This is a genomic window from Nocardia yamanashiensis NBRC 100130 (assembly GCF_001613325.1).
Lineage (GTDB): Bacteria > Actinomycetota > Actinomycetes > Mycobacteriales > Mycobacteriaceae > Nocardia > Nocardia yamanashiensis.
The window spans coordinates 504,953-529,901 of the sequence record NZ_BDCD01000002.1 but is presented as its reverse complement, the minus strand read 5'-3'; the positions used below and the strand labels follow the sequence as shown (position 1 = coordinate 529,901).

24 protein-coding genes are annotated in these 24,949 nt (G+C 69.3%); 12 read left to right on the top strand and 12 right to left on the bottom strand.

The features are described 5' to 3' along the window. The first annotated feature begins 131 nt into the window (after positions 1 to 131). Positions 132 to 1,133 (top strand): MHYT domain-containing protein, encoded by a 1,002-nt coding sequence (locus NY1_RS02520; RefSeq protein ID WP_067707420.1) that lies wholly within the window; start codon positions 132 to 134, stop codon positions 1,131 to 1,133. A gap of 72 nt (positions 1,134 to 1,205) precedes the next feature. Beyond that, positions 1,206 to 2,783 (top strand): Na+/H+ antiporter, encoded by a 1,578-nt coding sequence (locus tag NY1_RS02515; protein WP_067707417.1) that lies wholly within the window; start codon positions 1,206 to 1,208, stop codon positions 2,781 to 2,783. On the opposite strand, the gene NY1_RS02510 is transcribed toward NY1_RS02515, so the two are convergent. The 4 genes from NY1_RS02510 to eat form a co-directional block, all read right to left on the bottom strand. Beyond that, on the bottom strand, positions 2,784 to 3,848 hold the full coding sequence (locus NY1_RS02510; protein WP_084534563.1) for a YdcF family protein: 1,065 nt from the start codon (positions 3,846 to 3,848) through the stop codon (positions 2,784 to 2,786). It abuts the gene before it with no gap. Between the two features lie 203 nt (positions 3,849 to 4,051). After that, complete coding sequence (gene eutC, locus NY1_RS02505) at positions 4,052 to 4,933, bottom strand: ethanolamine ammonia-lyase subunit EutC (protein WP_084534562.1); 882 nt, start codon at positions 4,931 to 4,933, stop codon at positions 4,052 to 4,054. Between the two features lie 157 nt (positions 4,934 to 5,090). Continuing rightward, positions 5,091 to 6,500, bottom strand: a complete 1,410-nt coding sequence (locus NY1_RS02500) for an ethanolamine ammonia-lyase subunit EutB (RefSeq protein ID WP_067707414.1) — start codon at positions 6,498 to 6,500, stop codon at positions 5,091 to 5,093. Next, a complete protein-coding gene (gene eat / locus NY1_RS02495) occupies positions 6,497 to 7,912 on the bottom strand; it encodes an ethanolamine permease (protein WP_067707411.1) in 1,416 nt (471 codons plus the stop codon). Before eat ends, NY1_RS02500 begins: the two co-directional genes overlap by 4 nt. 184 nt (positions 7,913 to 8,096) lie before the next feature. Between eat and NY1_RS02490 the strand changes: the two genes are divergently transcribed. After that, a complete protein-coding gene (locus NY1_RS02490) occupies positions 8,097 to 8,987 on the top strand; it encodes a rhomboid-like protein (protein ID WP_067707409.1) in 891 nt (296 codons plus the stop codon). Here NY1_RS02490 and NY1_RS02485 read toward each other — a convergent pair. The 4 genes from NY1_RS02485 to NY1_RS02470 all read right to left on the bottom strand — a co-directional run bounded on the left by NY1_RS02485 (position 8,886) and on the right by NY1_RS02470 (position 12,461). Next, a complete protein-coding gene (locus tag NY1_RS02485) occupies positions 8,886 to 10,013 on the bottom strand; it encodes a cation:proton antiporter (RefSeq protein ID WP_439955989.1) in 1,128 nt (375 codons plus the stop codon). The genes NY1_RS02490 and NY1_RS02485 overlap by 102 nt on opposite strands. Before the next feature lie 62 nt (positions 10,014 to 10,075). After that, positions 10,076 to 10,558: a cation:proton antiporter regulatory subunit gene (locus tag NY1_RS02480; RefSeq protein ID WP_067707403.1), complete on the bottom strand. Its 483-nt coding sequence runs from the start codon at positions 10,556 to 10,558 to the stop codon at positions 10,076 to 10,078. 155 nt (positions 10,559 to 10,713) lie between these two features. After that, entirely contained in the window at positions 10,714 to 11,085 is a 372-nt protein-coding gene (locus tag NY1_RS02475) for a DUF952 domain-containing protein (RefSeq protein ID WP_067707400.1), read from the bottom strand. A 50-nt stretch (positions 11,086 to 11,135) separates the two neighbouring features. Next, on the bottom strand, positions 11,136 to 12,461 hold the full coding sequence (locus NY1_RS02470) for an aldehyde dehydrogenase family protein (protein ID WP_067707397.1): 1,326 nt from the start codon (positions 12,459 to 12,461) through the stop codon (positions 11,136 to 11,138). A 135-nt stretch (positions 12,462 to 12,596) separates the two neighbouring features. Here NY1_RS02470 and NY1_RS02465 point away from each other — a divergent pair, with 135 nt between their 5' ends. From NY1_RS02465 to NY1_RS02455, 3 genes are all read left to right on the top strand, one after another. Next, positions 12,597 to 13,631 (top strand): AraC family transcriptional regulator, encoded by a 1,035-nt coding sequence (locus tag NY1_RS02465; protein WP_067707394.1) that lies wholly within the window; start codon positions 12,597 to 12,599, stop codon positions 13,629 to 13,631. 76 nt (positions 13,632 to 13,707) lie between these two features. Then, on the top strand, positions 13,708 to 15,516 hold the full coding sequence (locus tag NY1_RS02460) for an acyl-CoA dehydrogenase (RefSeq protein WP_067707392.1): 1,809 nt from the start codon (positions 13,708 to 13,710) through the stop codon (positions 15,514 to 15,516). Between the two features lie 94 nt (positions 15,517 to 15,610). Then, complete coding sequence (locus tag NY1_RS02455) at positions 15,611 to 16,183, top strand: GNAT family N-acetyltransferase (RefSeq protein ID WP_067707389.1); 573 nt, start codon at positions 15,611 to 15,613, stop codon at positions 16,181 to 16,183. On the opposite strand, the gene NY1_RS02450 is transcribed toward NY1_RS02455, so the two are convergent. Together NY1_RS02450 and NY1_RS02445 are read right to left on the bottom strand one after the other, a co-directional pair. Beyond that, positions 16,184 to 17,122: a coiled-coil domain-containing protein gene (locus NY1_RS02450; protein WP_067707385.1), complete on the bottom strand. Its 939-nt coding sequence runs from the start codon at positions 17,120 to 17,122 to the stop codon at positions 16,184 to 16,186. Positions 17,123 to 17,267: 145 nt separating this feature from the next. Then, a complete protein-coding gene (locus tag NY1_RS02445; RefSeq protein WP_067707382.1) occupies positions 17,268 to 17,465 on the bottom strand; it encodes a heavy-metal-associated domain-containing protein in 198 nt (65 codons plus the stop codon). Positions 17,466 to 17,934: 469 nt separating this feature from the next. Here NY1_RS02445 and NY1_RS44385 point away from each other — a divergent pair, with 469 nt between their 5' ends. The 3 genes from NY1_RS44385 (at position 17,935) to NY1_RS02430 (ending at position 20,716) form a co-directional block, all read left to right on the top strand. Beyond that, positions 17,935 to 18,129, top strand: a complete 195-nt coding sequence (locus NY1_RS44385) for a DUF7455 domain-containing protein (protein WP_033087939.1) — start codon at positions 17,935 to 17,937, stop codon at positions 18,127 to 18,129. Positions 18,130 to 18,426: 297 nt separating this feature from the next. Beyond that, on the top strand, positions 18,427 to 20,160 hold the full coding sequence (locus tag NY1_RS02435; protein ID WP_067707913.1) for a DEAD/DEAH box helicase: 1,734 nt from the start codon (positions 18,427 to 18,429) through the stop codon (positions 20,158 to 20,160). A gap of 1 nt (position 20,161) precedes the next feature. After that, complete coding sequence (locus NY1_RS02430; protein WP_067707379.1) at positions 20,162 to 20,716, top strand: SWIM zinc finger family protein; 555 nt, start codon at positions 20,162 to 20,164, stop codon at positions 20,714 to 20,716. A 16-nt stretch (positions 20,717 to 20,732) separates the two neighbouring features. On the opposite strand, the gene NY1_RS02425 is transcribed toward NY1_RS02430, so the two are convergent. Further along, entirely contained in the window at positions 20,733 to 21,299 is a 567-nt protein-coding gene (locus NY1_RS02425; RefSeq protein WP_084534561.1) for a class I SAM-dependent methyltransferase, read from the bottom strand. A 55-nt stretch (positions 21,300 to 21,354) separates the two neighbouring features. On the opposite strand from NY1_RS02425, the gene NY1_RS02420 reads away from it, so the two are divergent. The 3 genes from NY1_RS02420 to NY1_RS02410 all read left to right on the top strand — a co-directional run bounded on the left by NY1_RS02420 (position 21,355) and on the right by NY1_RS02410 (position 23,131). Next, positions 21,355 to 22,122 carry an AraC family transcriptional regulator gene (locus NY1_RS02420; RefSeq protein WP_157575203.1) on the top strand — a complete coding sequence of 256 codons (768 nt, stop codon included), beginning with the start codon at positions 21,355 to 21,357 and terminating at the stop codon, positions 22,120 to 22,122. A 183-nt stretch (positions 22,123 to 22,305) separates the two neighbouring features. Then, a complete protein-coding gene (locus NY1_RS02415; protein ID WP_084534560.1) occupies positions 22,306 to 22,773 on the top strand; it encodes an excalibur calcium-binding domain-containing protein in 468 nt (155 codons plus the stop codon). A gap of 55 nt (positions 22,774 to 22,828) precedes the next feature. After that, positions 22,829 to 23,131 carry a DUF1905 domain-containing protein gene (locus NY1_RS02410; RefSeq protein ID WP_067707376.1) on the top strand — a complete coding sequence of 101 codons (303 nt, stop codon included), beginning with the start codon at positions 22,829 to 22,831 and terminating at the stop codon, positions 23,129 to 23,131. A gap of 43 nt (positions 23,132 to 23,174) precedes the next feature. Here NY1_RS02410 and NY1_RS02405 read toward each other — a convergent pair whose 3' ends face one another. Next, a complete protein-coding gene (locus NY1_RS02405) occupies positions 23,175 to 24,881 on the bottom strand; it encodes a DEAD/DEAH box helicase (protein ID WP_067707374.1) in 1,707 nt (568 codons plus the stop codon). Between the last annotated feature and the right edge of the window lie 68 nt (positions 24,882 to 24,949).

Below are 24,949 nucleotides of genomic sequence, written 5' to 3'. Positions count from 1 at the left end.
AAATATACCGGAAACCTTCCCTTTCAATTTCCCATCCGGTCAACCGCCCGGTAGTGTGCGCTCGTCGCTTCCGCGTATTGCGTTTCGCGGCATGCGAATTGCGAAACCCCCGTTCTGGCAATGGAGTTCGAGTGCTGGAAATTCACCACTTCAGCTATGGCTGGGTCACCCCGGTCGTGGCCTACATCATGTCGGTGACCGGATCGTTGCTCGGTCTGCGTTGCACCGCACGCGCCCGCTCGGGGGACGGGCGCAAGGGCTGGCTCATCGCGGCGGCCGTCGCCATCGGCGGCACCGGTATCTGGGTCATGCATTTCATTGCCATGCTGGGCTTCTCGATCCACGGCGCGGCCATCCGCTACAACGTGCCGATCACCCTGCTCAGCGCGGCGATCGCGATGGTGGTGGTCTGGGTGGGCCTGTCCATCGTGACGCGCGGGCACTGGGGCGTCTGGTCGCTGCCGGTCGGCGGCACGATCACCGGGCTCGGCGTGGGCGCCATGCACTACTCGGGCATGTACGCCATGAAATCCGACGCCATGATCAGTTACGACTTCTGGCTGGTGACGCTGTCGATGGTGATCGCCGTGGTGGCCTCGACCGTGGCGCTGTGGTTCACCTTGCACATCAATGGGATATTCGCCACCATCGGCGCCGCATTGATCATGGGTGTGGCGGTGTGCGGCATGCATTACACCGGCATGGCCTCGATGAGCGCCCACCATTCCAGCCACAGCGGCACGGTGCCCGCCGGCGCCGGGGCGATGGAACTGCTGGCGCCGCTGATGATCTCGGTCAGCATGGTGACCATGGTGCTGCTCATTCACGTCGGCCTGACCGAGGTGGACGAGGCCAGCATGGTGGCCGAACCGACCCGTCCCGAGCCCGCGCAGCGCGAGGCCTGGGCTTTCCAGGCGGATCAGGCTGCGGCCCAGGCGAATCGGATGGGGCAGCCGGGCGCGGTGGTGCCGGGCGGCTACGGCGGTCCGGCCCAGAACAACCTGGGAGCGGCTGAGAACCGGCCCGGGTACGGGCAGCCGCATCAGGGTTTCGCGGGACCCGAGACGGGTCCGGGTTCCTACCGGTCGGCCGCTGATTTCCGCCCTCGCAGGTCCGACCGGTCGGCATCCTGAGAGAACCCGGGCCCGGCTGAGAACCCGGCCCGGGTATTCGACTTTCCGGCATATCGGCAGTTAACTGGCTGCGTGCACCACCAGCTGGAGCTCATCTTCCTGGTCCTGTTCGCGACCATTCTGGCGCAGCCGCTCGGCAAGCGGCTGGGCCAGGCGCCCGCCGTGCTCATGACGGCGTTCGGCGTGGTGCTGGCGCTCATCCCCTCGGTGCCCGAGATCCACATCGATCCCGATCTGATCCTGCCGCTGGTGCTGCCGCCGCTGCTGTACGCGGCGGCGCGGCGCACCTCGTGGCGGCAGTTCGCGGAGAACTGGGGCGCCATCAGCATGCGTGCGGTGGTGCTGGTGGTGGTGACCGCCGCCGCGGTGGCCTGGGCCTTCCACTGGTGGTATCCGGCGATTCCGATCGCGGCGGCCATCGCCCTGGGCGCGCTGGTCGCGCCGCCCGACCCGGTGGCGGTATCGGCGCTGGCGGGCAAGCTCGGGCTGCCGCGCCGGCTGGTCTCGGTGCTCGAGGGCGAGGGCCTGTTCAACGACGTCACCGCCATCGTCATCTATTCGGCGGCGGTGCGGGCCGTGGTCACCGGATCCTTCTCCAGCTGGGGCGCGGTGCGCGAATTCGCCCTCTCGGCGGTGGTGGGCGCGGTGGTGGGGCTCGTACTGGGCTGGGCGGGAAGCAAACTCATGCGGCAGCTGGACGAGGCGCCGTGGCAGGTCGCGCTCGGTCTGCTGCTGCCGTTCGCGGCCTACGGGATCTCCGATGCGCGCGGCGGGTCGGCGGTGCTGGCGGTGCTGGTGTGCTCGCTGTATCTCACCGATGCCGCAACCGATTTCAGCGACAGCGACTATCGGCTGGTCGGTGATTCGTTCTGGGAGATCACCGAGATGCTGGTCACCGGTTTCGCGTTCGGGCTGATCGGCTTGGAGCTCAGTACCGTGCTGCGCGAGGCCGGGCCGGACTGGCCGAAATTCCTGGGCGGGGCGGCCGTGGTGATCGGTGTGGTGGTGGGGCTGCGGCTGATCTGGCTGCTGTTCACCACCGCGCTGTTCCAGGGCTGGTGGCGGCATCGCGACGCGGACGAGCCGTACACCTGGCGGGAGACCGTCGTCACCTGGTGGGCGGGGATGCGCGGGGTGGCGACCGTCGCACTGGCGCTGGCCATTCCGTTCACCACCGACGGCGGGGAGCCGTTCCCCGGGCGCGACGAGATCCTGTTCACCGCGTTCGCCGTCGTGCTGTTCACCCTGCTGTTGCAGGGGCCGACGCTGCCGCTGGTGGTGCGCGCCACCGGGGTGCACGCCGACACCGGGATGGAACGGGAGATGGAACGCCGGCTCTGGAAACGGGTGCTGGAAGCCGAACTGGCCCAGCTGAAGGAGATCGCGAAGACCGAGCAGCTGCCCGACGAGGTCTACGAACGCCTGCGCGACGGTTTCGAACGCCGCCTCGCGCAAGCGGATCCGGAGGCCGCCGAGAACAACGCGCGCCTGGCCACCGACCGCACCCTGGCGCTGACCAAGCATATGCGCGCCATTACCAACGAGGTCCTGGAAGCGGGCCGCACCGAAGCACTCGCCGCCCGCCGCGAGCCGGGCATCCCGCCGGACGTGGTGGATCGGGTGATGCGCCGTCTCGATCTGCGCCGCTGATCAGTTCCCCGGATCGCCGCCGATCGGGAGATACGAGATGATCAGCAGCGCGCCGATGAGGGCGGTCAGCACGCCTCCGATGATCAGATTCACCTTGCGATGGGTGACCAGCACCGCCACGAATTCGCGCAGGAAGGCCGCGGGCACGAAGTAGCGGGCCGTGCGCGCGCCGGTCACCTGCGCCCGCAGGCCCTGGCGGCGGGTGAGCCCGGCGGTGCGCAGCACGTGGAAGTCGCTGGTCACCACCGTCATTCGCGCCTCCGCCGGATCGATGCCGCGGGCGGTGAGTTCGCGTTCGGTGAAGCGCAGGTTCTCCTCGGTATTGCGGGACCGGTTCTCGCGCACGATGCGATCGGCCGGAATTCCCCTCGCCGCCAGGTAATCCGCCATCGCGTCGGCTTCGGCGACGGTCTCCCCCGGTCCCTTGCCGCCGGAGGCGACCAGCAGCGGATCCCCGCCCTCGGCGCATTCCTCGCGATACACCTCTGCCGCCCGGTCCAATCGCGAGGCCAGCAGCGGAGTCACCGCGTCCCCGCGCAGGCCGCAGCCGAGCACCACCACGACATCCGCGCCCGGCGGCTGCGGCAAACGGGCGTACAGCACCGCGTACGCCGTGAACGCGACCAGCTGCACCAGCACCAGCAGGCCGAGGAGCACCACCAGCAGGAGCAAGGCCGACGCCCAGGCGGAGTGCGCCGTGGCCGGGGAGAGCCACAGCACCGCGAGAAACGGCAGCGCGATCAGCCCGATCCCCGCCACCGGCGCGACCGCCGTGGCCACCCGCAAGCCCTCCTTGCGGGTCAGCACCACCCCGTTGGCCAGCAATCCGATTCCCGCCGCCAGCAACGACAACGGCGGCAGCAACAGGAACAACACCACCCCGAGCGCGGCCGCCACCGACGGATCGACCGTATGCAGCGAGCTCACCACCCATAGCGTCAAGAACACCGCGGCCGCGACCAGAATCAGCCCCGTCGAAATCCGCCGCGGCTCCCGCACCACCCGAACCGACCCCCAGACGGCAAGCCCCGCCCCGATCGCGAACAGCACATGAATCGCACTCATCGCCCCACCTCCCCACCGTCGATCGAGCTGCGGCCGAACACTTTCCGGCCCCCGCCCGATCCAGGCGGCGCGGCATCCAGGTGCCGGCACGGAGCGAACATCAGGCGACCCACCACCCGACCCTAACCAGCCCATACCCCGAAACCGGGCAACCACACCGCCACCATCGGCGAACGCCGCCGATACCGGATCGGCAGCTACTCCTATGCGGGCTCGGCCAGTTCGATCAGTCCGGCGGGCAGCGCGGGGTCGGCCGAGGTGTCCTTGAGGTCGACGCCGGAGCGGCCGAGGCGGCGGGCGCCGGTGAGCAGGCCGGCTACGACCTGGGCGGCGCGGCGGTAGGTGAGGCCTTCGGGTGGGTGGATGTTGGAGACGCAGTTGCGTTCGGAGTCGGCGCGGCCGGGGCGCGGGTGGTGGGTGAGGTAGATGCCGAGGCTGTCGGCCACCGACAGGCCGGGGCGTTCGCCGATCAGGACCAGGACGGTGTCGACGCCCAGGGCGGCGCCGATGTGGTCGCCGAGGGCCACGCGGGCCTGGGTGGCGATCACGGGTGGGGCGAAAGTGTAGCTGTCGCCGAGTAATTCGAGGAGGGCGGCGAGCATGGGGACGCCGTGGTCGGTGAGTGCGCGCGGGGAGAGGCCGTCGGCCAGGACCACGCCGATGTCGGCGCGGCCGGCGGGGACGGCGGCCAGGGTGGCGTCGCCGGGGACCGCGAGGACCGGGGCGCCCACTCCGCCGATGCGCTCCGAGCTGCCCGGCAGTCGTCCGAGGTCGGGGCGGCGCAGGTACTCCGATCGAGCTCCCGCCCGGCTGCGCACGTGCACCGGATCGCCCAGGCCGACCGACGCCACCTCCGTCGCGAAGGCGGCCACGTCCAACGGCTGGTGCACGGCGTCGCGGGCCGCGGCGTGCGCTGCCCGGAATTCGAGCACGTCACGGGTGAGCAGCGCATCTCCGGTACGTCCCAATCCGATTCGCGCCTGGGTCGTGCTTCGCAACGCGGCCCAGAAATCGGCACCGGATTCGCTTGCGGGCGTGGGCGTCTCGATCGCCGGGTCCGGGACGGGCGGTGGGGCCGAGGTCATGTGAGAGGTCCTTCCTCTGCATCGGGTACGGCGTGCGGTCCGCAGCGGCGGTCCAGCAGGTGCACGGTGCGCAGGTTGCGGCGCGAAGCGGTTCTGGTGGATGCGCGCCTGGCCGTCGGGAGGCCGGAAAGCGCTGGGCAGGTGTGCGGTTCGGGGTTCACGGCGCTCCCGTGAGAGCGCGAAGGGGCGAGGCGAGGGGTTCGACGGGAAGGATGCGGCCGTCGGGGGCGAGCATCCCGAGATTGTCGAGCCAGGCCGCGAATTCGGGCGCGGGGCGCAGGTCCAGGACTTGGCGGGCGTAGAGGGCGTCGTGATAGGCGAGGCTCTGGTAGCCGAGCATGACGTCGTCGGCGCCGGGGACGGCGATGACGAAGGCACAGCCGGCCGCGCCGAGCAGGGTCAGGAGCGTGTCCATATCGTCCTGGTCGGCTTCGGCGTGGTTGGTGTAGCAGACGTCCACGCCCATGGGCAGGCCGAGGAGTTTGCCGCAGAAGTGGTCCTCCAGGCCGGCTCGGATGATTTGCTTTCCGTCGTAGAGGTATTCGGGGCCGATGAAGCCGACGACGGTATTGACCAGGAGCGGATCGAGATCGCGGGCGACGGCGTAGGCGCGGGTCTCGAGGGTCTGCTGGTCGACCGGTTTGCCGCCGGTGCCCAGGTGCGCGCCGGCGGAAAGCGCCGAGCCCTGGCCGGTTTCGAGGTACATGACATTGTCGCCGACGGTGCCGCGCCGCAGCGAACGACCGGCTTCATTGGCTTCGCGCAGCAGTGAAATGTTCACGCCGAAGCCGGAATTCGCGCCCTCGGTGCCCGCGATGGACTGGAAGACCAGATCCACCGGCGCTCCGGCTTCGATCAACCCCATGGTGGTGGTGACGTGGGAGAGCACGCACGATTGGGTGGGGATGTCGAAGCGCTGCCGCACCTCGTCGAGCAGATGCAGCAGATCGGCGGTGGCGGAAGGGGAATCGGTGGCGGGGTTGATGCCGATCACCGCGTCACCGCAGCCCAGCAGCAGCCCGTCGAGCACCGCCGCCGCGATACCGCGCGGATCGTCGGTGGGATGGTTGGGTTGCAGCCGGGTGGCGAGTGTCCCGGGCAGTCCGACGGTGGTGCGGAACGCGGCCCGCACCCGGATGGCGCGCGCGACCGCGATCAGATCCTGATTCCGCATGAGTTTGCTGACCGCCGCGACCATTTCGGGCGTGAGCCCGGGCGCGACGGCGGTCAGTGACCGTGCGTCACCGGCCGCCGCGGCCGCCAGCAGCCAGTCCCGCAGCCCGCCCACGGTGAGATGCGAAACCGCTTGGAACGCAACCCGATCGTGGGTATCGATGATCAACCGCGTGACCTCGTCGGTCTCGTACGGCACCACCGGATCGTTCAGGAACACGGTGAGCGGCACCTCGGCCAGCGCCCACTGCGCCGCCGCCCGCTCGGCATCGGAATCCGCCGCACATCCGGCCAATTCGTCACCGCTGCGCAACGGCGTGGCCTTGGCGAGCAGCTCCACCAACCCGTCGAAGGTATAGCCGCTGCCGCCGATTCGCTGGTTATACAAGGTCATTCGAGTTCCTCCTCGGCACGAGCCAGCACCGCGAACTCCTCGTCCGGCGAATGCGCGACCAGCCGATGCCGGCTGTACAGACCGAAATAGAGCATGAAGGCGCAGAACGCGGCGAGCGTCCACGCGGCGGCGACCGGATCGACCAGGAAGGTCGCCGCCACCGCCACACACGCGACGACGAGGGCGAATCCGGTGGTCGCGATGCCGCCGGGCGTGCGGTACGGCCGCTTCATCCCGGGCTCGCGCACCCGCAGCACGATATGGCTGACCATCATCAGCACATAGCTCACGGCCGCACCGAACACGGCCATGTTCAACAGCATCGCACCCTTACCGGTGAGCGAGAGCCCGAACCCGATCACGCCCGGCACGATCAACGCCAGCACCGGCGCCTTGCGCGCATTGGTCACCGACAGGCTGGTCGGCAGATACCCCGCCCGCGACAGCGCGAAGGTCTGCCGCGAGTACGCGTACACGATCGAGAAGAAGCTGGCGACCAGTCCGGCCAGCCCGATGTAGTTCACCACGGTGGCCGCCGCGCTGCTGCCGAGCGCCTCCACCAGCGGATTTCCCGACTTCGACAGCGCGTCCGCGCCGAGCGCTCCGGTGGACAGCACCAGCACCGTGCCCGCCGTCACCAGCAGCACCAGCATGGCCGCGATAATCCCCTTGGGCACGTTCTTCTCCGGCTCGCGCGCCTCCTCGGCGGCCAGCGGCACGCCTTCCACCGCGAGGAAGAACCAGATGGCGAACGGCACCGCCGCCCAGATCCCGAACGCCCCGAACGGCAGGAACGACGAGCTGCCCGCCGCGGTCGGGTCGGGGGCGATATCGGTGAGGTTGGCGAGATCGAACTTGCCCCACGCCGCGACCGCGAACACCCCGAGCCCGAGCAGCGCCACCACGGTGATGGCGCACATGACCTTCAGCGCCTCCCCCGCGCCGGTCAGATGGACGGCGATGAACAGCGTGTACACCGCCAGGTACACCCACCAGCCGTCGGTGATCCCGAACAGGTGCAGCGACTCCACATAACCGCCGATGAAGGTCGCGATGGCCGCCGGCGCGATGGCGTACTCGATGAGAATGGCCGTGCCCGTGGCGAATCCGCCCCACGGCCCGAGCGCCCGCCGCGCGAAGGTATAGCCGCCGCCGGCCGCGGGCAGCGCCGAGGACATTTCGGCCATGCCGAGCACCATGGCCAGGTACATGCCCGCGATGAGCACGGTGGCGATGAACAGGCCGCCGAATCCGCCTTGGGCCAGACCGAAATTCCAGCCCGAGTAGTCGCCGGAGATCACATAGCTGACGCCGAGCCCGGCGAGCAGTAACCAGCCGGCCGATCCGGTGCGCAGCGTGCGTTTGGCGAGATAGTCGTCGGGGGCCGGGGCCGTGCGGGTCGCGGTCGTCATGGGGTGGGTGGCACTCCTCGCTCTCGACCTGAGCAAGCGCCCAGGAAAGGATTACCTCCCCGATCCTCCGGACTCATGTTGCTGCGATGTAACCGAGGTTTTCCGCCGGGATTAAGGCGCGTTACGTCCGGCGGACCGATCCCGCTTGCGGAGCGCGCTTTTGACCTCGGGATACCATCGGCGCATGGCATTGGCCGGCTATCAGCCACCCTGGCTGCGCACCGTCGATCCGGGCGTGGAATTGCGTGCGCTGGGCGATTGGTGGCGGCATCCGCAGCGCCTGCGGCGGGCGGTGGCGGCCTATCGCGATCTGCTCGCGGTCGCGCCCGCTTCCATCGCCTACGCCTTCACCCTGTTCGTCACCTGGTGGACGCTGCGCGGGGCCAGCGATATCGTCGGACGGCGGCTGATCCTGTCGGCGTCCACGAATCTGCGCAATATGCAGCGGGATCCGATCCAGGTGCTCCTCGCCTCCGCCTTCTGGACCGACGGCGGCTTCCCGTGGGGCGACATACTCATCCTGCTCACCCTGATGGCGCTGGCCGAGCGCTGGCTGGGGTCGCTGCGCTGGATCCTGGTGGTGGCGGTCGGGCATATCGGCGCGACATTGCTGACCGTGCTGGGCATTTCGCGCGGGCTGGACCGGGAGGTGATTCCGGTCCGGGTGGCCTTCGCCTCCGATGTCGGCCCCAGCTACGGCATTTCGGCCATGCTGGCGGTGCTGGCCTTCCGGGTGCGCGGCCCGGCGCGATGGCTCTGGGCGTGCGGGTTGCTGGTCTATTACGCGTACGGGGTGTGGAGCGGGCGGACGTTCACCGACTACGGCCATTTCTTCGCGCTCATCATCGGTTTCGTGACGGGCGCGATCGCGGTCAGGGTGTCGCGGCGGATAGCGGCCACGGTGCGGCGGCGGTGTGCGGAGAGCGACCGGACACCGGCGCCCCTGGCCGAGACGCCACCGGCCGATCCGGGCTCAGAGTCCGACCGGATCCGGGCTGGGCGGGGTGCGCTGGATGAACCGGACAGTCGGCTCGACAAGCCGGGCGGCGATCGGCCCGATGATGGCCATCAATAGCACGTAGGCCGAGGCCAGCGCGGCCAGCCGATCGTCGACGCCGCGCGAAACCGCCAGCGCCGCAATCACGATGGAGAACTCGCCGCGCGCCACCAGGGCCGCGCCGGCGCGGGCGCGGCCCATCCGCCGGATTCCCTGCCGCTGCGCCGCCCACCAGCCGGTGCCGATCTTGGTGAGCGAGGTGATCAGGGCCAGCGCCACCGCCCAGGCCAGCACGGGCGGAATCGCCTTGGGGTCGGTATTGAGCCCGAAGGCCACGAAGAAGATGGCGGCGAACAGATCGCGCAGCGGCTCCAGGAGTTTGGCCGCTTCGTGCGCGGTCGAGCCGGAGATGGCGATGCCGAGCAGGAACGCGCCCACGCCCGCGGACACATTGAGCACCGAGGCCACGCCGGACACCAGCAGCGCCGCGCCGAGCAGCTTGAGCAGGAACACTTCCGGATCGTTGCTGTCCACCAGGGCCGAGACGTAGCGGCCGTAGCGCAGCGCCACGATGAGCACCACGGTGATGGCGAGCAGCGCGATGCCGAGCGATTTCATCCCGGCCAGGAAGCCGACGCCGGCCAGCACCATGGTGAGAATGGGCAGGTAGACCGCCATGGCCAGATCCTCGAACACCAGGATGGAGAGGATGACCGGGGTTTCGCGGTTGCCGAGCCGGCCGAGGTCGTTGAGCACCTTGGCGACGATGCCGGAGGAGGAGATGTAGGTGACGCCGGCCATGGTGACCGCACCGACCGGCCCCCAGCCCAGTAGGAGCGCGACCAGCGCGCCGGGCGTGGCATTGGCGACGATATCCAGCAGACCCGCCAGCCAGGAGCGGCGCAGCCCGGTCACCAATTCCGCTGCGGTGTACTCCAATCCGAGCAGCAGGAGCAGCAGCACCACGCCGATCTCACCGGCCAGGTGGCCGAAGTCGGCGGCGGCGCGCATCTCGACCACGCCGCCGGTGCCGAAGAACAGGCCGCCCAGTAGATAGAGCGGAATCGGGGACATGCCGAAGCGACCCGCGATCCGCCCCATCATGCCCAGCACGAACAAGATCGCGCCGAGTTCGATCAGAGCTAGACCGGCCGAATCCACCGTGTTCAGCCGTCGGCCAGGAGCCGCGCGGCCGCGTCCAGGCCGTGGGGCGTACCGACGACGACCAGCAGATCCCCGGAGTCGAGCACGAAATCCGGTCCGGGCGAGGGATGCAGCTGCCCTGCCCGCATGACCGCGACGATCGAGGCCTTGGTGCGGGTGCGCATTCCGGTCTCGCCGAGCATGCGCCCGCGGTAGGGGGAATCACCACCGATGGGCAGCTGCCGGGTGGTGATGCCGGGTAGGTCGGAGTGCTCGTCCTTCAACCGCTCCACCAATTGCGGAGCGCCGAGCAGATTGGCCAGGACCGCGGCCTCGTCGGTGGTCAGCGGCACCTGCGCCAGACAGGCGTCCGGATCGTCGCGCTGGGAAATGATCAGATCGATCGCCCCGTCCCGGTGTGCCACCACACCGATCCGGCGGCCCGACCGCACCTCGAAATCCTTCCGGACACCGATCCCTGGCAACGCTGTCACATCGACGTTCACACTGTCTATATTGCCCTGCGCTTCGCTCCGGGCGGGTTCGCGGCCCCTGATGTCTCGTTCTTCCCTCCCTCCGCTCCCCCAAGGCGCAGGTCTATGGAGCCGTTCGCTCCTCCGCTCCGCTCAGTCCAGAACGAGACGGGCCGCGAACTGGGGGGTCAGGCGTTAGGAAGGGGGAGAAAACGGCCGTCGGACTCGGGTCGGAAGTCGGCCACCTCGACCACCGCCGCGACCGGCAGCGGGCCGTAGAGGTGCGGGAACAGCATCGACTGCGGGTCGGTGGGCACGCCGGGCTCCCATTTCACCGGCGCGCCGAGGGCGGTCGGATCCAGCCAGAGGAGCACCAGGTCCGGTCGGCCGGTGAAGAGGCGGTTGGCGGGGAGGTGGGCCTGGTAGGGGGCGGACAGGTGGATGAAGCCGGCCTCGTCCAGGGAGGGCGCGCGGTATTCGCCGGTGGGACGCGCGGCCTCCCATTCGGCGCGAGTGCAGATGTGTACCAGCGCATTCGGGGTGTCGGCCGAGGTCTCCATCCGACCAACATTAGGCCGCCGACCGCGCGGTCTCGCGCCGAACCTCGAACTCAGTGCAGGCTGGGGCGCGCCACATGCACCGAGACGTCGTTGACGCCGACCCGCGCCGGGGCGAAGCGCGCCACCGCGCGGGCGCCGGCGGTGACATCGGTGGTCCAGATGCTCACCGAGGGTCCGGTGGGCGCGCGCAGCGCGAGTTCGAACGCCTCCCCCGCATCGGCGACCCGCACCACGGGCAGTACCGGCCCCAGGGTCTGGTGGGTCAGCACCGTCATGGTGGCGTCGACGTCGCCGAGCACGGTGGGCTCGAAGTAATTACCGCCTCCGGTGCCGCCGCACCGCAGCGTCGCACCCTTGAGCAGGGCGTCGCGGACTTGATCGCGGATGAGGTCGACCTGGGCGGCGGAGGTCATCACCCCGGTTCCGTGCTCGTCGTCGGCGATCGGCCCGAAGGCGGCGGCCTCGGCTGCCAGTTTGCCGAGGAACCTGTCGTAGACCGCGGTCTCGACATACACCCGTTCGATGCAATTGGAGCTTTGCCCGTTGTTCGCCAGCCCGCCGAGGGCGATACAGGCCGCCGCCTGATCGAGATCGGCGTCGGCGAGCACCACGGCACTGGACTTTCCGCCCAGATCCAGGCAGCACGGGATGAGCCGGGCGGCCGCACGCAGCGCCACCACCTTGCCGGTCTCCATGCTGCCGGTGAAGCGCACGTAGTCCACGCTATCCAGTACGGCGGGCCCGGCGTCGTGCCCGGCCACGGTCTCGAAAACCGCCGGGGCCCCGAGACTCGCCCAGCCGGCGGCGACCGCGCGCAGGGTGAGCGGGGTGGCCGAGGACGGCTTCACCACCACCGCCGCACCGGCCATGAGCGCGGGCATCGCATCGAACAGGGCCAGGGCCAAGGGGTAGGTCCACGGTCCGATCACCCCCACCACCGCGCACGCGTGATTGGCGATGGCCAGCTGCACGGACGCGCCCGGCCGCGGCGATTCGGGGAGCTGCCGCCCGCCCAGGAATTCGGCCGCGTGCGTGCGGAAGTGGTCGACGGCCTCGAGGGCGAGCAGGAATTCCGCCTCGGTCTCCGATTCCGCCTTGCCGGTTTCCCGCCCGAGCAGGTCGATGATCGAATCCCGATTGTCCAGCAACCAGTTTCGGAAGGCGCCGATCCAATGCACCCGCCCGACCACGCCTAACGAACGCCACAGCGCCCCGTTGTCGCGCAGCCGTTCCACCGTACGGTGTACTTGGGCAGGCGAATCCGTGGCAATGGTGTCGAGCACCCGGCCGTCGGCGGGTGCGATCACGGTGAGCATCGGTGGATGGACCTTTCCGGAATCCGAGTCCCGGGTCTGTGAGAGTTGCGCGCTGCGCATGAATCTCACCGTATGGCTGAGGGTTTCGAGCGAACAGTCCGCAATAGGCCATGAATCGCCGAATATGGGCCGGGCCAGGCAACCTACCGGCCGGTAATGGCCATGCGGACGCCGAAAGTTTGCGAGACTGCCTGAGTGACGGAAGAGTTGGCGCAACTGCGTTCCATCACCAGCACGGCCCTCCTCGCCGACTTCGCCCTCGGCCGCGGGCTGGCGATGCGAACCGTCCTGCAGGACAGCGGAATCCGGGAGACCGACCTGCGCGACCCGTCCTCCGAGATCACCTGGGCGCAGGAATGCCTGGTCATGCGCAATGTGGTGGACGGCATTCACGACGAACCCGGGCTGGGGCTGCTGGCCGGGCTGCTGTGCCATCCGCCGTCGCTGGGCGTGCTCGGCTTCGCCCTGATGAGCAGCTCGAACCTGCGGCACGCCATGGATATCGCGCTGCGCTACGCCGACCTGTCGTTCACCGCGGCGCATCACCACGTCGAGGAGCAGGGCCCGGTGGTGTGGGTGGTGCGCGACGACTCCGCGCTGCCGCCCGAGATCCGGCGTTTCGCCCTGGAGCGGGATCTGGCCGCCATCGCGACCATCCAGCAGGACCTCATTCCCACCCGTATCCCCGCGGTCCGGGTGGAGCTGTACGTGGAGGCGCATCCCATCTACGAGATGTTCGGCGCGGTCTTCGGCGTGGAGGAGGTCATCTTCTCGCAGCCGGTGTCGCGGATCGCCTTCCAGGCCAGCACGCTGGAAACCCCGCTCCCGCAATCGAATATGTCGACCGCCCGGTTCTATGAGCAGCAGTGCAACGACCTGATGGAATCCCGCCGCAGCCGCAGCGGCCTGAGCGGGCGCGTACGCCAGCTGCTCATCCGGCACGGCGGCTCCGCCGACCAGGCCCGCATCGCCGCCGACCTGGACGTCAGCGTGCGCACCCTGCGCCGCCGGCTCTCCGAGGAGGGCACCACCTTCCGCGAGCTCAGCACCGAGACGGTCGGCATGCTGGCCGAGGAACTGCTCATCGCCGGGCTCACCGTGGAGCAGGCCGCCGGTCGCCTGGGCTACTCCAGCCCGTCCGCCTTCGCCTCGGCCTTCCGCACCTGGAAGGGCCAGTCGCCCGGACATTTCGGACGTCTGCACCGAGGGCGGGCCCCCGCGCGTTCCTGAACACCGGTTCCATCGCCCCGCACGGATCTGGTAGACCGGCTGGTACGACCAGCCGCACCCGACCGTTCGAGGAACCATGAACCCCTCCGTGATCATGTCCGCCCGCGATATCGAGTTCCTGCTCTACGACTGGCTGGACGTGACGGCGCTGACCGCGCGGGAACGGTTCGCCGATCATTCGCGGGAGACCTTCGACCAGGTGCTGCGGCTGTGCCAGGACCTGGCCACCACCTATTTCGCGCCGCACAATCGCGAGAACGATCTGCACGAGCCCACCTTCGACGGGGAGAACGTGCACATCATTCCGGCGGTCGGCAAGGCGCTGCGGGCCTTCGGCGACGCCGGCATGATCGGTGCGGCCATGGACTACGAGATCGGCGGGCAGCAGCTGCCGCACTCGGTCTACACCGCGTGCATGTCCTGGTTCCACGCCGCCAATGTCGGCACCGCGTCCTATCCGCTGCTCACCACCGGCAATGCGAATCTGCTTGCCGCGCACGGCAGTCCCGCGCAGATCGAGGAATTCGTGCGGCCCATGCTGGAGGGGCGCTGGTTCGGCACCATGGCGCTGTCGGAGCCGCAAGCCGGATCCAGCCTGGCCGACATCACCACCCGGGCGGTCCCGCAGGCGGACGGCAGTTACCGGCTGTTCGGGCACAAGATGTGGATCTCCGGTGCGGATCACGACCTTTCGGAGAACATCGTGCACCTGGTGCTGGCCCGGATTCCGGGGGCGCCGGAGGGCACGCGCGGCATCTCGCTGTTCGTCGTGCCCAAGCTGCTTCCGGACGAACAGGGCGCGGTGACTGTCCGGAATGATGTGGTGCTGGCCGGAATCAATCACAAAATGGGCTGGCGCGGAACCGTCAATACCGCACCGGTTTTCGGTGACGGGCGTTTCACCCCGGGTGGGCAGCCGGGCGCGGTGGGGTATCTGGTGGGCGAGCCGAATCACGGTCTGGCCCAGATGTTCACCATGATGAACGAGGCGCGCATCGGCGTCGGGCTGGCGGCCACCGCGCTCGGGTACACCGGATATCTCAAGTCCCTCGACTACGCCCGCAATCGCCCGCAGGGCCGGCCGATCGGGGCGCGCGGCGGGGCGCAGGTGCCGCTGGTCGAGCATCCCGATGTGCGGCGCATGCTGCTGGCGCAGAAGTCCTATGCCGAAGGGGCGCTGGCGCTGCAGTTGTACTGCGGCAAGCTGGTCGACGAACAGCGCACCGCCCCGGGCGAATCCGAGCGGCGGCGGGCCGGGACGCTGCTGCGGGTGCTGACGCCGATCGCGAAATCGTGGCCGAGTCAGTGGTGCCTGGCGGCCAACGATCTGGCGATTCAGGTGCACGGCGGGGCGGGGTACACGCGGGATTACGACGTGGAGCAGCACTATCGCGACAATCGGCTCAATCCGATTCACGAAGGGACGCACGGTATTCAGAGCATGGATCTGCTGGGACGGCAGGTGATTCTGGACAATGGCGCGGCGCTGGCGCTGCTGGTGGAGACCATCGCCGCCACCGTCGCCGCGGGGCGGGCGTCCGGCGATCAGGAGCTCTCCGGCTTCGCCGATGCTCTCGAAGCCGCAGTGAACCGACTGGTCGCCACCACCGCTGGTCTGTGGCGCGACGGCGATCCGCAAGCCGCCCTTGCCAATTCCGCCGCCTACCTCGAAGCGTTCGGCCACACGGTGCTGGCCTGGATCTGGCTCGCCCAGGCCGTCACCGCCGATGCCCTGCCCGCCGACCGCGATCCGGCCTTCCGTCAGGGTAAGCGCGCCGCCGCCCGCTACTTCTTCGCCTGGGAGCTGCCCAAGACCGGGCCCATGCTCGACCTCCTCGATTCCGGCGACCGCACCACCCTGGACTTGGATCCGTCCTGGCTGTGATCAGCGGGGGGCTCGATCACGGACGGCTCCGCGACTCGCCACGCCGGCCCGGAATTCGCTTGCCCCGGGCCCGCGTGCTCGGCACCATCCCCGCATGGATGTCGAACAAGTGCCTGCGCTCCCGCCGGGTGTGACGCCGCCGGAGCGAATCGACCTGGGCGACCTGGTGATCCGGCGCTGGCAGCCGGAGGATTTGATGGCGCGCTTCGAGGCCGTCACCACCTCCTTCGAGCACATCCATCCCTGGATGGATTGGCTCCCCGTCCCGCCGACCCTGGAGCAGCAGCGCGAGGTCGGCGAGCGCACCCTCGCCGGCTGGCCGACCCGCGACGGCGGATTCCTCTACGGCATCTTCGATACCGACGGCGTCCTGCTCGGCGCGATCGGCCTGCACGACCGGATCGCCCCCGCCACCCTCGAAATCGGTTATTGGTGCCACGTCGCGCACACCGGCCGCGGCGTGATCACCCGCAGCGCGGAAGCCCTCACCCGAATCGCCCTGGCGCTCCCCGGAATCGACCAGGTCGAAATCCACTGCGACGCCGCCAACGAACGCAGCGCCGCCGTCGCCCGCCGCCTCGGCTACCACCTCGACCGCATCGCACCCCGCCCGATCACCGCCCCCGCCGAATCCGGCCGCGGCATGTGGTGGATCAAGCGGCGATAATCAGCGGGCGGACAACTGATTTCGGAACGCCTCCGCACGCCGCTCCAACGCCGCCAGTTGCTGACGCGCACGGCGCGCGGTCTCCCGGGTGGCGCGTTCGGAGGCGGAGGTGAACCGGCGGCGGTCCTCGGTGTGCGCGAGTTCGGCGCGCATGGCGGCCAGGCGCGAATCCAGTTCGGCCAGTTCGGTCACCGCGTCCTCATGGGCGGATTCCGCCGAAGTCAGTTCGCCGCGAGCGGATTCGATCTCGGCGAGCGTCGCCTCGAGATCGCGCCGCAGTTCTGCCTGCGGATCAGCCGCCGGTTTCTTGGACACCGGCTTCTTACGCGAGCCCGCTGGATGAGCTGTTTTGCTTGCGCCGGAGCTGGATTCGCCCGCTCCGTCTTCGTCCGCCGCCAGGCTCGCGCGGTCGCCGCGGCCCGCAACCCTGCCGGTACCGGCGTCCGGGACCGCGACCAGGATCGCGGGGCCGAAGCCGTCGTAGCTCGCCGCCGTGGTGAGGGTGCCGGTGCGGAGCTGGTCGCCGACCTCCGAATCGGCCAGGGCCGCTTGCAGGGTCGCGCCGATGTCCCGGAGGGTGGATTCGGTCAGGCGCTGGCCGTGGCGCTCGGCAGCGGCGGCGGCGGCCTCGCGGGTCAGGGCGCTGATCACCTGCTGGCGTCGGGTGGTGAGGGCGCGCAGTTGGTCGCCGGACAAACGCTGCTGGGCGGCGCGCAGGGCGGTGCCCAGTTCGAGCAGGGCGTGGATCTCGGCGGGGGCGGTGCGGACCAGGAGGTTCACCGCCCAGGCCGCCACGGTCGGCCGCCGCAGCTTGCCGATGGCGGCGGCGAGGGCCTTGTCCCCCGCGTCCCGGGCCTGGCGGGCGCGTTCGGTGCGTACCGCCACGAACTCGGCGGGCGGCAACCCGTAGAGCTCGTTCGCGATCTCGTCGACCGTCATAGCGTCCAAGCCTACGAGCGCGACCGCCCAATCCAGACCAGGCGGTCAGCATTTCGGCGGGGAAGCTCCCGAAACACCCGAAACGGCCCGGGAGCCAGTGACTCTCGGGCCGTGTCCGTGTTCGCGCTGCGCGAAATCAGACCGCTCAGGCGGTGACCGTATAGCCCGCCGCGACGACCGCGTCGGCCACGGCGGAGCGGTCCGCGGCCCCGTGCGCGGTCACCACACCGCTGTCCACATCGATATCGATCTCGGTCACGCCGGCGATCTTCCCGACCTCCGTGCGCACCTTGTTCGCACAGCAACCGCAGGTCATGCCCGTGACGGTGACAGTAGTGCTCATCGCGACTCCCTTTCCGCGGCGCCCCTCGGCCCGCGCCTCAAACCCTACCCCCCTACCGTATTTAGCAGCGCGGCGGAACGCAAGCGATCGCGGCGCGGAAGCGGGCGATCGATCCAGCGCCCTTGATTACGGTTTGCTGGCGCCACGGTCACACTCCCGAATCGGAGTGTGAGTGTCGGGGGTCACGGGTAGTCTCCCGGTAGACAACTCGATCAGCGTGCCGGTGCGGGAGCCCGAAGGGGCTTCGTGGGGTAATTGCCCGGGCCTGTTCGCTTTCAGCGAAATACCAGGTCGTGTTACTGAAAACACACGGGAAACTCCACGGGAACAAAGACCGCGCGCCGAACGTCTGACAGAGTAGTCATCAACCACTGCTGGGAAGTAGCGGTAGCGAGGTTCGCGAAGTGGATCGCGAACCCCCACACCAGGCGAATGGTGTGCGAGCACCAGGAGCCAGGACGGAGGAGTCATGCCAGGAACCCTGACAAGCACCCCACTGACCGCGGTCGATCGTTGCGACCGCTGCGGGGCGGCTGCGCGCGTGCGCGCAACCCTTCCCGCGGGTGGCGAGTTGCTCTTCTGCCAGCATCACGCCAATGAGCACATGGATCGTCTCCGTGAGCTCGAAGCCGTGATCGACACGGAGTCGGCACCGGCGCTTTAACAGCTCCTCCAAGCTCGAGGAGACCGTTCATCGGTAGTCAGGACCTCGAGTGCCCGCTCGAACAATTTCATCTTCCCAACAGAAAACCCGGCAGCGGGCGACCGAATAGGTCGCCCGCTGTTGCGTTTCCGGACACAATCGGCACACGGCACGAACTCGGTCATAGCCGAATCGAATGACGCGGACGACACTCCGGCTGTGACACGGGCCACAGGCTATGTGCGCGAATCGCTTCCGTTTGGATACAAAGGGTGCGTGCCGACCACCCTGCAAGCCACCTACCTGCCCGATCGTCATATGTTCGCGCTGTGGACCTGGACCGGTCACGGGCCAGGAAAGCCGCCAGGAGGTCTCGGTGAGCGGGACTCGATCGCCCTGGCGATCCCGGCCGCGGACGGGATCGCGGTCAGCGAGGTCGAATGCGCACTCGTGGAAGCGGATCGGTTCCCGGCGCTCACCCTGCCCGAGGCGGGGGAATCGGTTCGCCTGTGGCGAAACGCCTTCGACGGGGAGATCGATCCGGCGGACCTGCCGCCCGCCGCGCACGCGGTGCCCAATGCCGCCGGGACCGCAATCGTGTCGGCCGCGCGGGCGGTACGAGCCCTGCGGGACACCCTGGCCGTCAGCGCGGAACTGCGCACCGGGCTGAAGGCCGAGCTGCGGCCGTATCAGGCGCGCGGCATCACCTGGCTGCGCGAGACCGTGGCCGTGCACGGCGGAGCGGTGCTGGCCGACGAGATGGGTCTGGGCAAGACCGTGCAGGCGATCGGGTATCTGCTCGGGCGGGCCGGCGACGGTGCCCAGCTGGTGGTGTGCCCGACCTCGCTGGTCGGCAACTGGGTGCACGAGATCCAGCGCTTCGCACCGGGACTGCGCGCCGTGGCCTGGCGGGGCGGGGAACTGCCCGCGGCCGCGGCGGGGACGGTGGTGGTGACCGGGTATCCGACCTTGCGCGGGCACGGGCAGGGATTGGCGGGGCAGCACTGGACGAGTGTGGTTTTCGACGAGGCGCAGGTATTGAAGAATCCGCGCACCCAGGTCTCGAAGGCGGCGCGGGCCATCACCGCCGACGCGCGGGTCGCGCTGACCGGCACTCCGGTGGAGAACCATCTCGACGAACTGTGGGCGCTGCTGAATCTGGTCGTGCCGCAGGCGTTCACGCACAAGGCGCAGTTCCGGCGGCGGTTCGTGAAACCCATTCACGAAGGATCGGCCGCGGCGGTGACCCGGCTGCGCGACGCCCTGGAACCGATCCTGCTGGCCCGGCGCAAAGCCCAGGTCGCGGCCGCGCTGCCGCCCAAGATCCACACCGACCTGGTGTGCGACCTCACCGGCGAGCAGGAGAAACTCTACGATCAGCTGCTCGATCGCGCCGAAGCCGAAGGGTTCGGCAGTGGGGCGCAACGGCATACGCGGGTGCTGGCGGTGCTGACCGAGCTCAAGCAGGTGTGCAATCACCCGGGGCTGATCACCGGTGAGCTGGACGAATTGACCGGGCGCTCGGGCAAATTCGATGTGTGCGCCGACATCCTGGCCAACAATCTGGAGGCGGACGCGCCCACGCTGGTGTTCACGCAGTACCGGCGCACCGGGGAACTGCTGGTCCGGTATTGCGCCGAGGAGCTCGGGGTGGCGGCACCGTTCTTCCACGGCGGGCTGAATCAGGCCGAGCGGACCGATATCGTCACCCGGTTCCAATCCCCCGGCGGCCCACCGATTCTGATCCTCAGCCTGCGCGCGGCGGGCACCGGTCTCACCCTCACCCGGGCCGCCGACGTCATCCACTTCGATCGCTGGTGGAATCCCGCCGTCGAGGCGCAGGCGTCGGATCGCGCGCACCGCATCGGGCAGACCCGCACGGTCACCGTGACCACGCTGACCTCGGGCACCACCATCGAGGAACATATCGCGGGCATGCACGATCGCAAATCGGCGCTCACCGACCTGTCCGATACCGCCGGCATCGCCGAACTGGCCCGGCTCGACGACGAACGACTCCTCGAACTGCTACGCCGGAAGCGAGGCAACTGAGATGCCCGACAACGACTTCGGTTACACCCGCTGGGGCATGGACTGGGTCCGGCTGGCCGAACCGCTGAAACTCAGCAAACCGGAACCGCTGCTCCCCCGCGCCCGCAGCGTCGCCCGGAATGTCGCACCGCAGCTGGAGATCAGCGGAACCACGGTGCGCGCGCACCTGCATCGCGGCTCGGAAGCCTCGGTCATCCACCTCGAATTCGCGCCGCTGGGCCGCGCGACCGTCGAGGCACTGAACGAGCTCATCCCGCCCGGCACCCTCACCCTGAGCGATGAGCTCCGCACCGCCGTCTCCGACGCGGGGATCACGGTGACCCCGCGCCTCGTCGCCTCCGACTGCTCGTGCCGCGCCCGCAACGACCGCTGCCTGCACGTGATCGTCCTGCTGTACACGCTCGCCCAGCGCGTGGACGAAAACCCTTGGCTGGCACTGGATCTCCAGGGCTACCGCAGCGGCGGAACACCCGACGCCGAGACGGAGGCTACGGTCACACCCCCGCGCTGGACCCCGATCGACGTCCTGGACCCGGCAGCGTTCTTCGGCGGATGATCCGCCCGCGTGGGCCTCAAGGACGGCGGGCGCGGAAGCGGAACATGGTTGGGGCGGTGTCGATCTCGATATCGGTGAAGCCGATGCGGGTCAGGCGGGCGGTGAGGGTGGCGGGCGGGACCGGGACGCAGGTGTCGCCCAGGTGGATGAGGCGGAAGCCGAGGCTGTCCAGGCCGTCGCTGCCCGCGAAGACGCCGTCGGGGCGCAGTACGCGGAAGGCTTCGGCGAACAGGTCGTCCTGCTGTGCGGGCGAGGGCACGTGGTGCAGCATGGTGAAGCAGACGACCGAGCTGAATTCCTTGTCCGGCAAGGGCATTGCGGTGCCGTCGCCGTCGATCACGCGCACCTGGCCGCTCCGGCGCTTACGCAGCCGAGCAGCCAAGGCCGGATCGATCTCGAGACCGGACAGCACCGGGACCCGTTCGCGCAGGGTCGCGATATTCGCGCCGTAGCCCGGCCCGACTTCCAGGGCGTTATCGCCCAGATCCAGGTCGCGCAGCGCCCACGGCACGATGCGGGTGGCGCTGGTCTTCTCCCAGGCACTGGAGCGGCAGAGCAGTTGGTGAAAGATGTTCATCCCCATGCCCGCAACGCTAGGCAGCACGACGCGCGACCGCGAGAGACTACACTGACAGATCATGTCGCTGAACGGTCAACCACGGGTGCTGGATGTGCCCGGCGGCCCCACCGCCATGGTGTTCGGGGCGGGCGCGCTGCCCGCGGGCCACTGGTTCGACGTGCACGAACATCCGCAACACCAGATCGCCTGGGCCGCACGGGGTGTCCTATTGGTCGAGGCCGGCGGCGGGCAGTGGGTGCTGCCGCCCACCCGCGCGCTCTGGATCCCGGGCGGCATCCGGCACCGCACCGGCACCACCGTGGGCGCGATCATGCGCGGCATCTTCCTGGATCCGGCCCGCACCCCGATCCGTTTCGCCGCGCCGACCATGCTCCGCGTCAGCGCCCTGCTGCACGAACTGTTCGATCACCTCACCGCCGACACCACCGGCCCCGATCAGCGTGCCCGCGCCGAAGCCGTCGTCTTCGACCTGCTCGACCCGGTCGACGTCATCCCCATCGGCGCACCCATGCCCATCGACCCGCGCGCCCGCCACGTCGCCGAAGCTCTCCTCACCAACCCCGCCGACCCCCGCTCCCTCGAAGGCTTCGCCCCCTCCGCCGCCGCCAGCCCCCGCACCCTGGCCCGATCCTTTCTCGCCGACACCGGAATCACCTTCGGCCAGTGGCGAACCCAGATCCGGCTGGCCGCCTCCCTGCCCCTGCTGGCCGAGGGCCTGCCCATCGCCCGCATCGCCGAACGAGTCGGCTACGCCACCCCCAGCGCCTACGTAGCCGCCTTCCGCCGCGATGTCGGCGTCACCCCGGGCCGCTACTTCGCCCGCTGACCGTGGCCTGCAACTCTTTACGCGCCGACCGACATTCCGTGCCAACCTCGGGCTATCGGCAGAACTCCCGGTGCCCGAGGGTTTCGCGCGTGGCAGAGTGACCGCCGCGACCGATGCGGGAGTCGGGGGACGATCCACCCGCATCCATTCCAGGTCGCGCCCATTCGATCTTGGGGAAACGGTATGACAGTTCGGCAGTCGACGCTCCGGCAGCGTCTCGCACTCGGCACCTTGGCGATCGGCGGCGTCGCACTACTAACGGCGTGCGGCGGCTCCACCAGCGGCAGCCCGGCCGCGACCAGCACGCCGCGCACGACTGTCGCGAACCCCATCACCGCACCGATCACCACCGCGAAAACCACCACCACCGTGGCGATTCCGTCCACCGTGGCCGCGCCGCCCGAAGCTCCCGCGACCGAGCAGGCCGCGCCCGCCCCCGCCACACAAGCGCCCGCCGCGACGGCCCCGGTTGTCGTACCGACCGCTCCGGCCGTCGCACCCGCCCCGCAGACGACCGCACGTCAGGGTTCGGTCAGCTACAAATCGTGCGCCGACGCCAAGGCAGCCGGCGCCGCACCCCTGCGCCGCGGCGACCCCGGCTACAGCTCCAACCTGGACCGCGACGGCGACGGCATCGCCTGCGAGAAGTAGGCGGACCGCCCGCGACCGGGTGAACCTGTCGGACCGTCTCGCTACCGTCGCCCCTATGGCGACTGCGCGATACTCCTTCTCGGCTGAGATCTGGGAGCACGACGGGCCCGCGTCGTGGCATTTCCTGAGCTTGCCGGAGGCTATCGCGGACGAGATCGAGGAGCGCTACGGCACGCAGGCCGGTGGGTTCGGGTCGGTCCGGGTGCGGGTGGTGATCGGCGAGAGCCGCTGGGCCACTTCGCTGTTCCCGGATCGTAAGCGGGCGACCTATGTGCTGCCGGTCAAGAAGCCGGTGCGCATCGCCGAAGGGCTCGCGGCGGGCGACCGGGTCGCGGTCGACCTATCCGTCGTCCTCTGACCGAGCCTTCCGCTCGTAGTTCCGGCGCGCCTCTTCCCCGTGGTCAGAGGCGGCGCAGGGCGGCGATGCGTTCGGTGAGCTGGTCTGCCGTGGCGAGAGCGGTTGGGGGGCCGCCGCATTCGCGGCGTAGGTCGCCGTGGATGACGCCGTGGGGTTTGCCGGTGCGGTGGTGGTGCATGGCGACCAGGGAGTTGAGTTCGCGGCGGAGTTCGCCGAGGCGGTCGGAGGTGGCGGCGCGTTCGGCGGCGGCCGCCACCTGGGGGCCGGATTCGACGGGGCGGGCGCTGCGGTCCTGGATCTGACGGGCCTGGCGCTCGTTGAGCAGGGCGCGCATCTGGCTGGCGTCCAGCAGGCCGGGGATGCCGAGGTAGTCGGCTTCCTCGTCACTGCCGGAGAAGGTGGTGGTGCCGAAGGAGTCGCCGTCGTAGATGACCTGGTCCAGTTCGGCGTCGGCGGCGAGGGCGACGAACTTCTTCTCCTCCTCGCCCGGTTCGTCCTTCTGCTTGTTGGCGTCGGTGAGCAGCTCGTCCTCGAGCGAGCTCGCCTCCCGATGCGGTTTGCCGATGACATGGTCGCGCTGCACTTCCAGCTGAGCGGCCAGATCGAGCAGCACCGGAACGGACGGCAGGAAGACGCTGGCCGTCTCACCCGATTTGCGCGCACGCACGAATCGGCCGATGGCCTGGGCGAAATAGAGCGGGGTGGAAGCGCTGGTGGCGTACACGCCGACCGCCAGGCGCGGCACGTCGACGCCCTCGGACACCATGCGGACGGCCACCATCCACGGATCGGTGTTCTTGCTGAACTCCTCGATGCGATCCGAGGAACCCGGATCGTCGGAGAGCACCACGGTCGGTTTGCTGCCCGAGATGTGTTCCAGCAGTTCGGCGTAATCACGCGCCTTGTCCTGGTCGGTGGCGATGACCAGCCCGCCCGCATCGGGCATACCGGTGGCGCGCAACTGACGCAGCCGGGTGTCGGCGGCGGTCAGCACCTTCGACATCCAGTCGCCGGCCGGATCGAGCGCGGTGCGCCAGGCGCGCGCGGTCTGCGCGGCATCCAGGGGCTCACCGAGCCGGGCCGAGTACTCCTCGCCCGCACTGTCCCGCCAATGCGCCTCACCCGAGTAGGCGAGGAACACCACCGGCCGCACCACGCCGTCGGCCAGCGCCTCGGAATACCCGTAGGTGTGGTCGGCGCGCGACTTCTCGAAACCGGACTCGTCGGGTTCGTAGACGATGAACGGGATCTTGGAATCGTCGGACCGGAACGGCGTACCGGTCAGCGACAGCCGCCGGGTGGCATCGCCGAACGCTTCCTCGACCGCCTCGCCCCAGCTCTTGGCGTCACCGGCGTGATGGACCTCGTCCATGATCACCAGCGTGCGCCGGTTCTCGGTGCGCACCCGGTGCTTGAACGGATGCGAGGCGATCTGCGCATAGGTGACGACCACGCCGTGATAGTCCGAGGACGTCGACCCGGTCGAGTTGGAGAAGTTCGAGTCCAGCTGAATCCCGTTGCGCGCGGCCGAGGCCGCCCACTGGTGTTTGAGGTGCTCGGTCGGCGCCACCACCGTCACCTGATCGACCGTGCGGTCCGCCAGCAATTCGGCGGCCACGCGCAGCGCGAACGTCGTCTTACCGGCACCTGGCGTAGCGACGGCGAGGAAATCGCGAGGCTTGGTCGTCAGATACTTGGTAAGTGCCCTGCGCTGCCATGCACGTAACGAACCGCCACCACCCGAAGTCACTCGGTAGAGATTAGCGACCGGGACCGACTGCTTTCCAATCCGACACAGCCTCTTGTAGTGCGCCACGA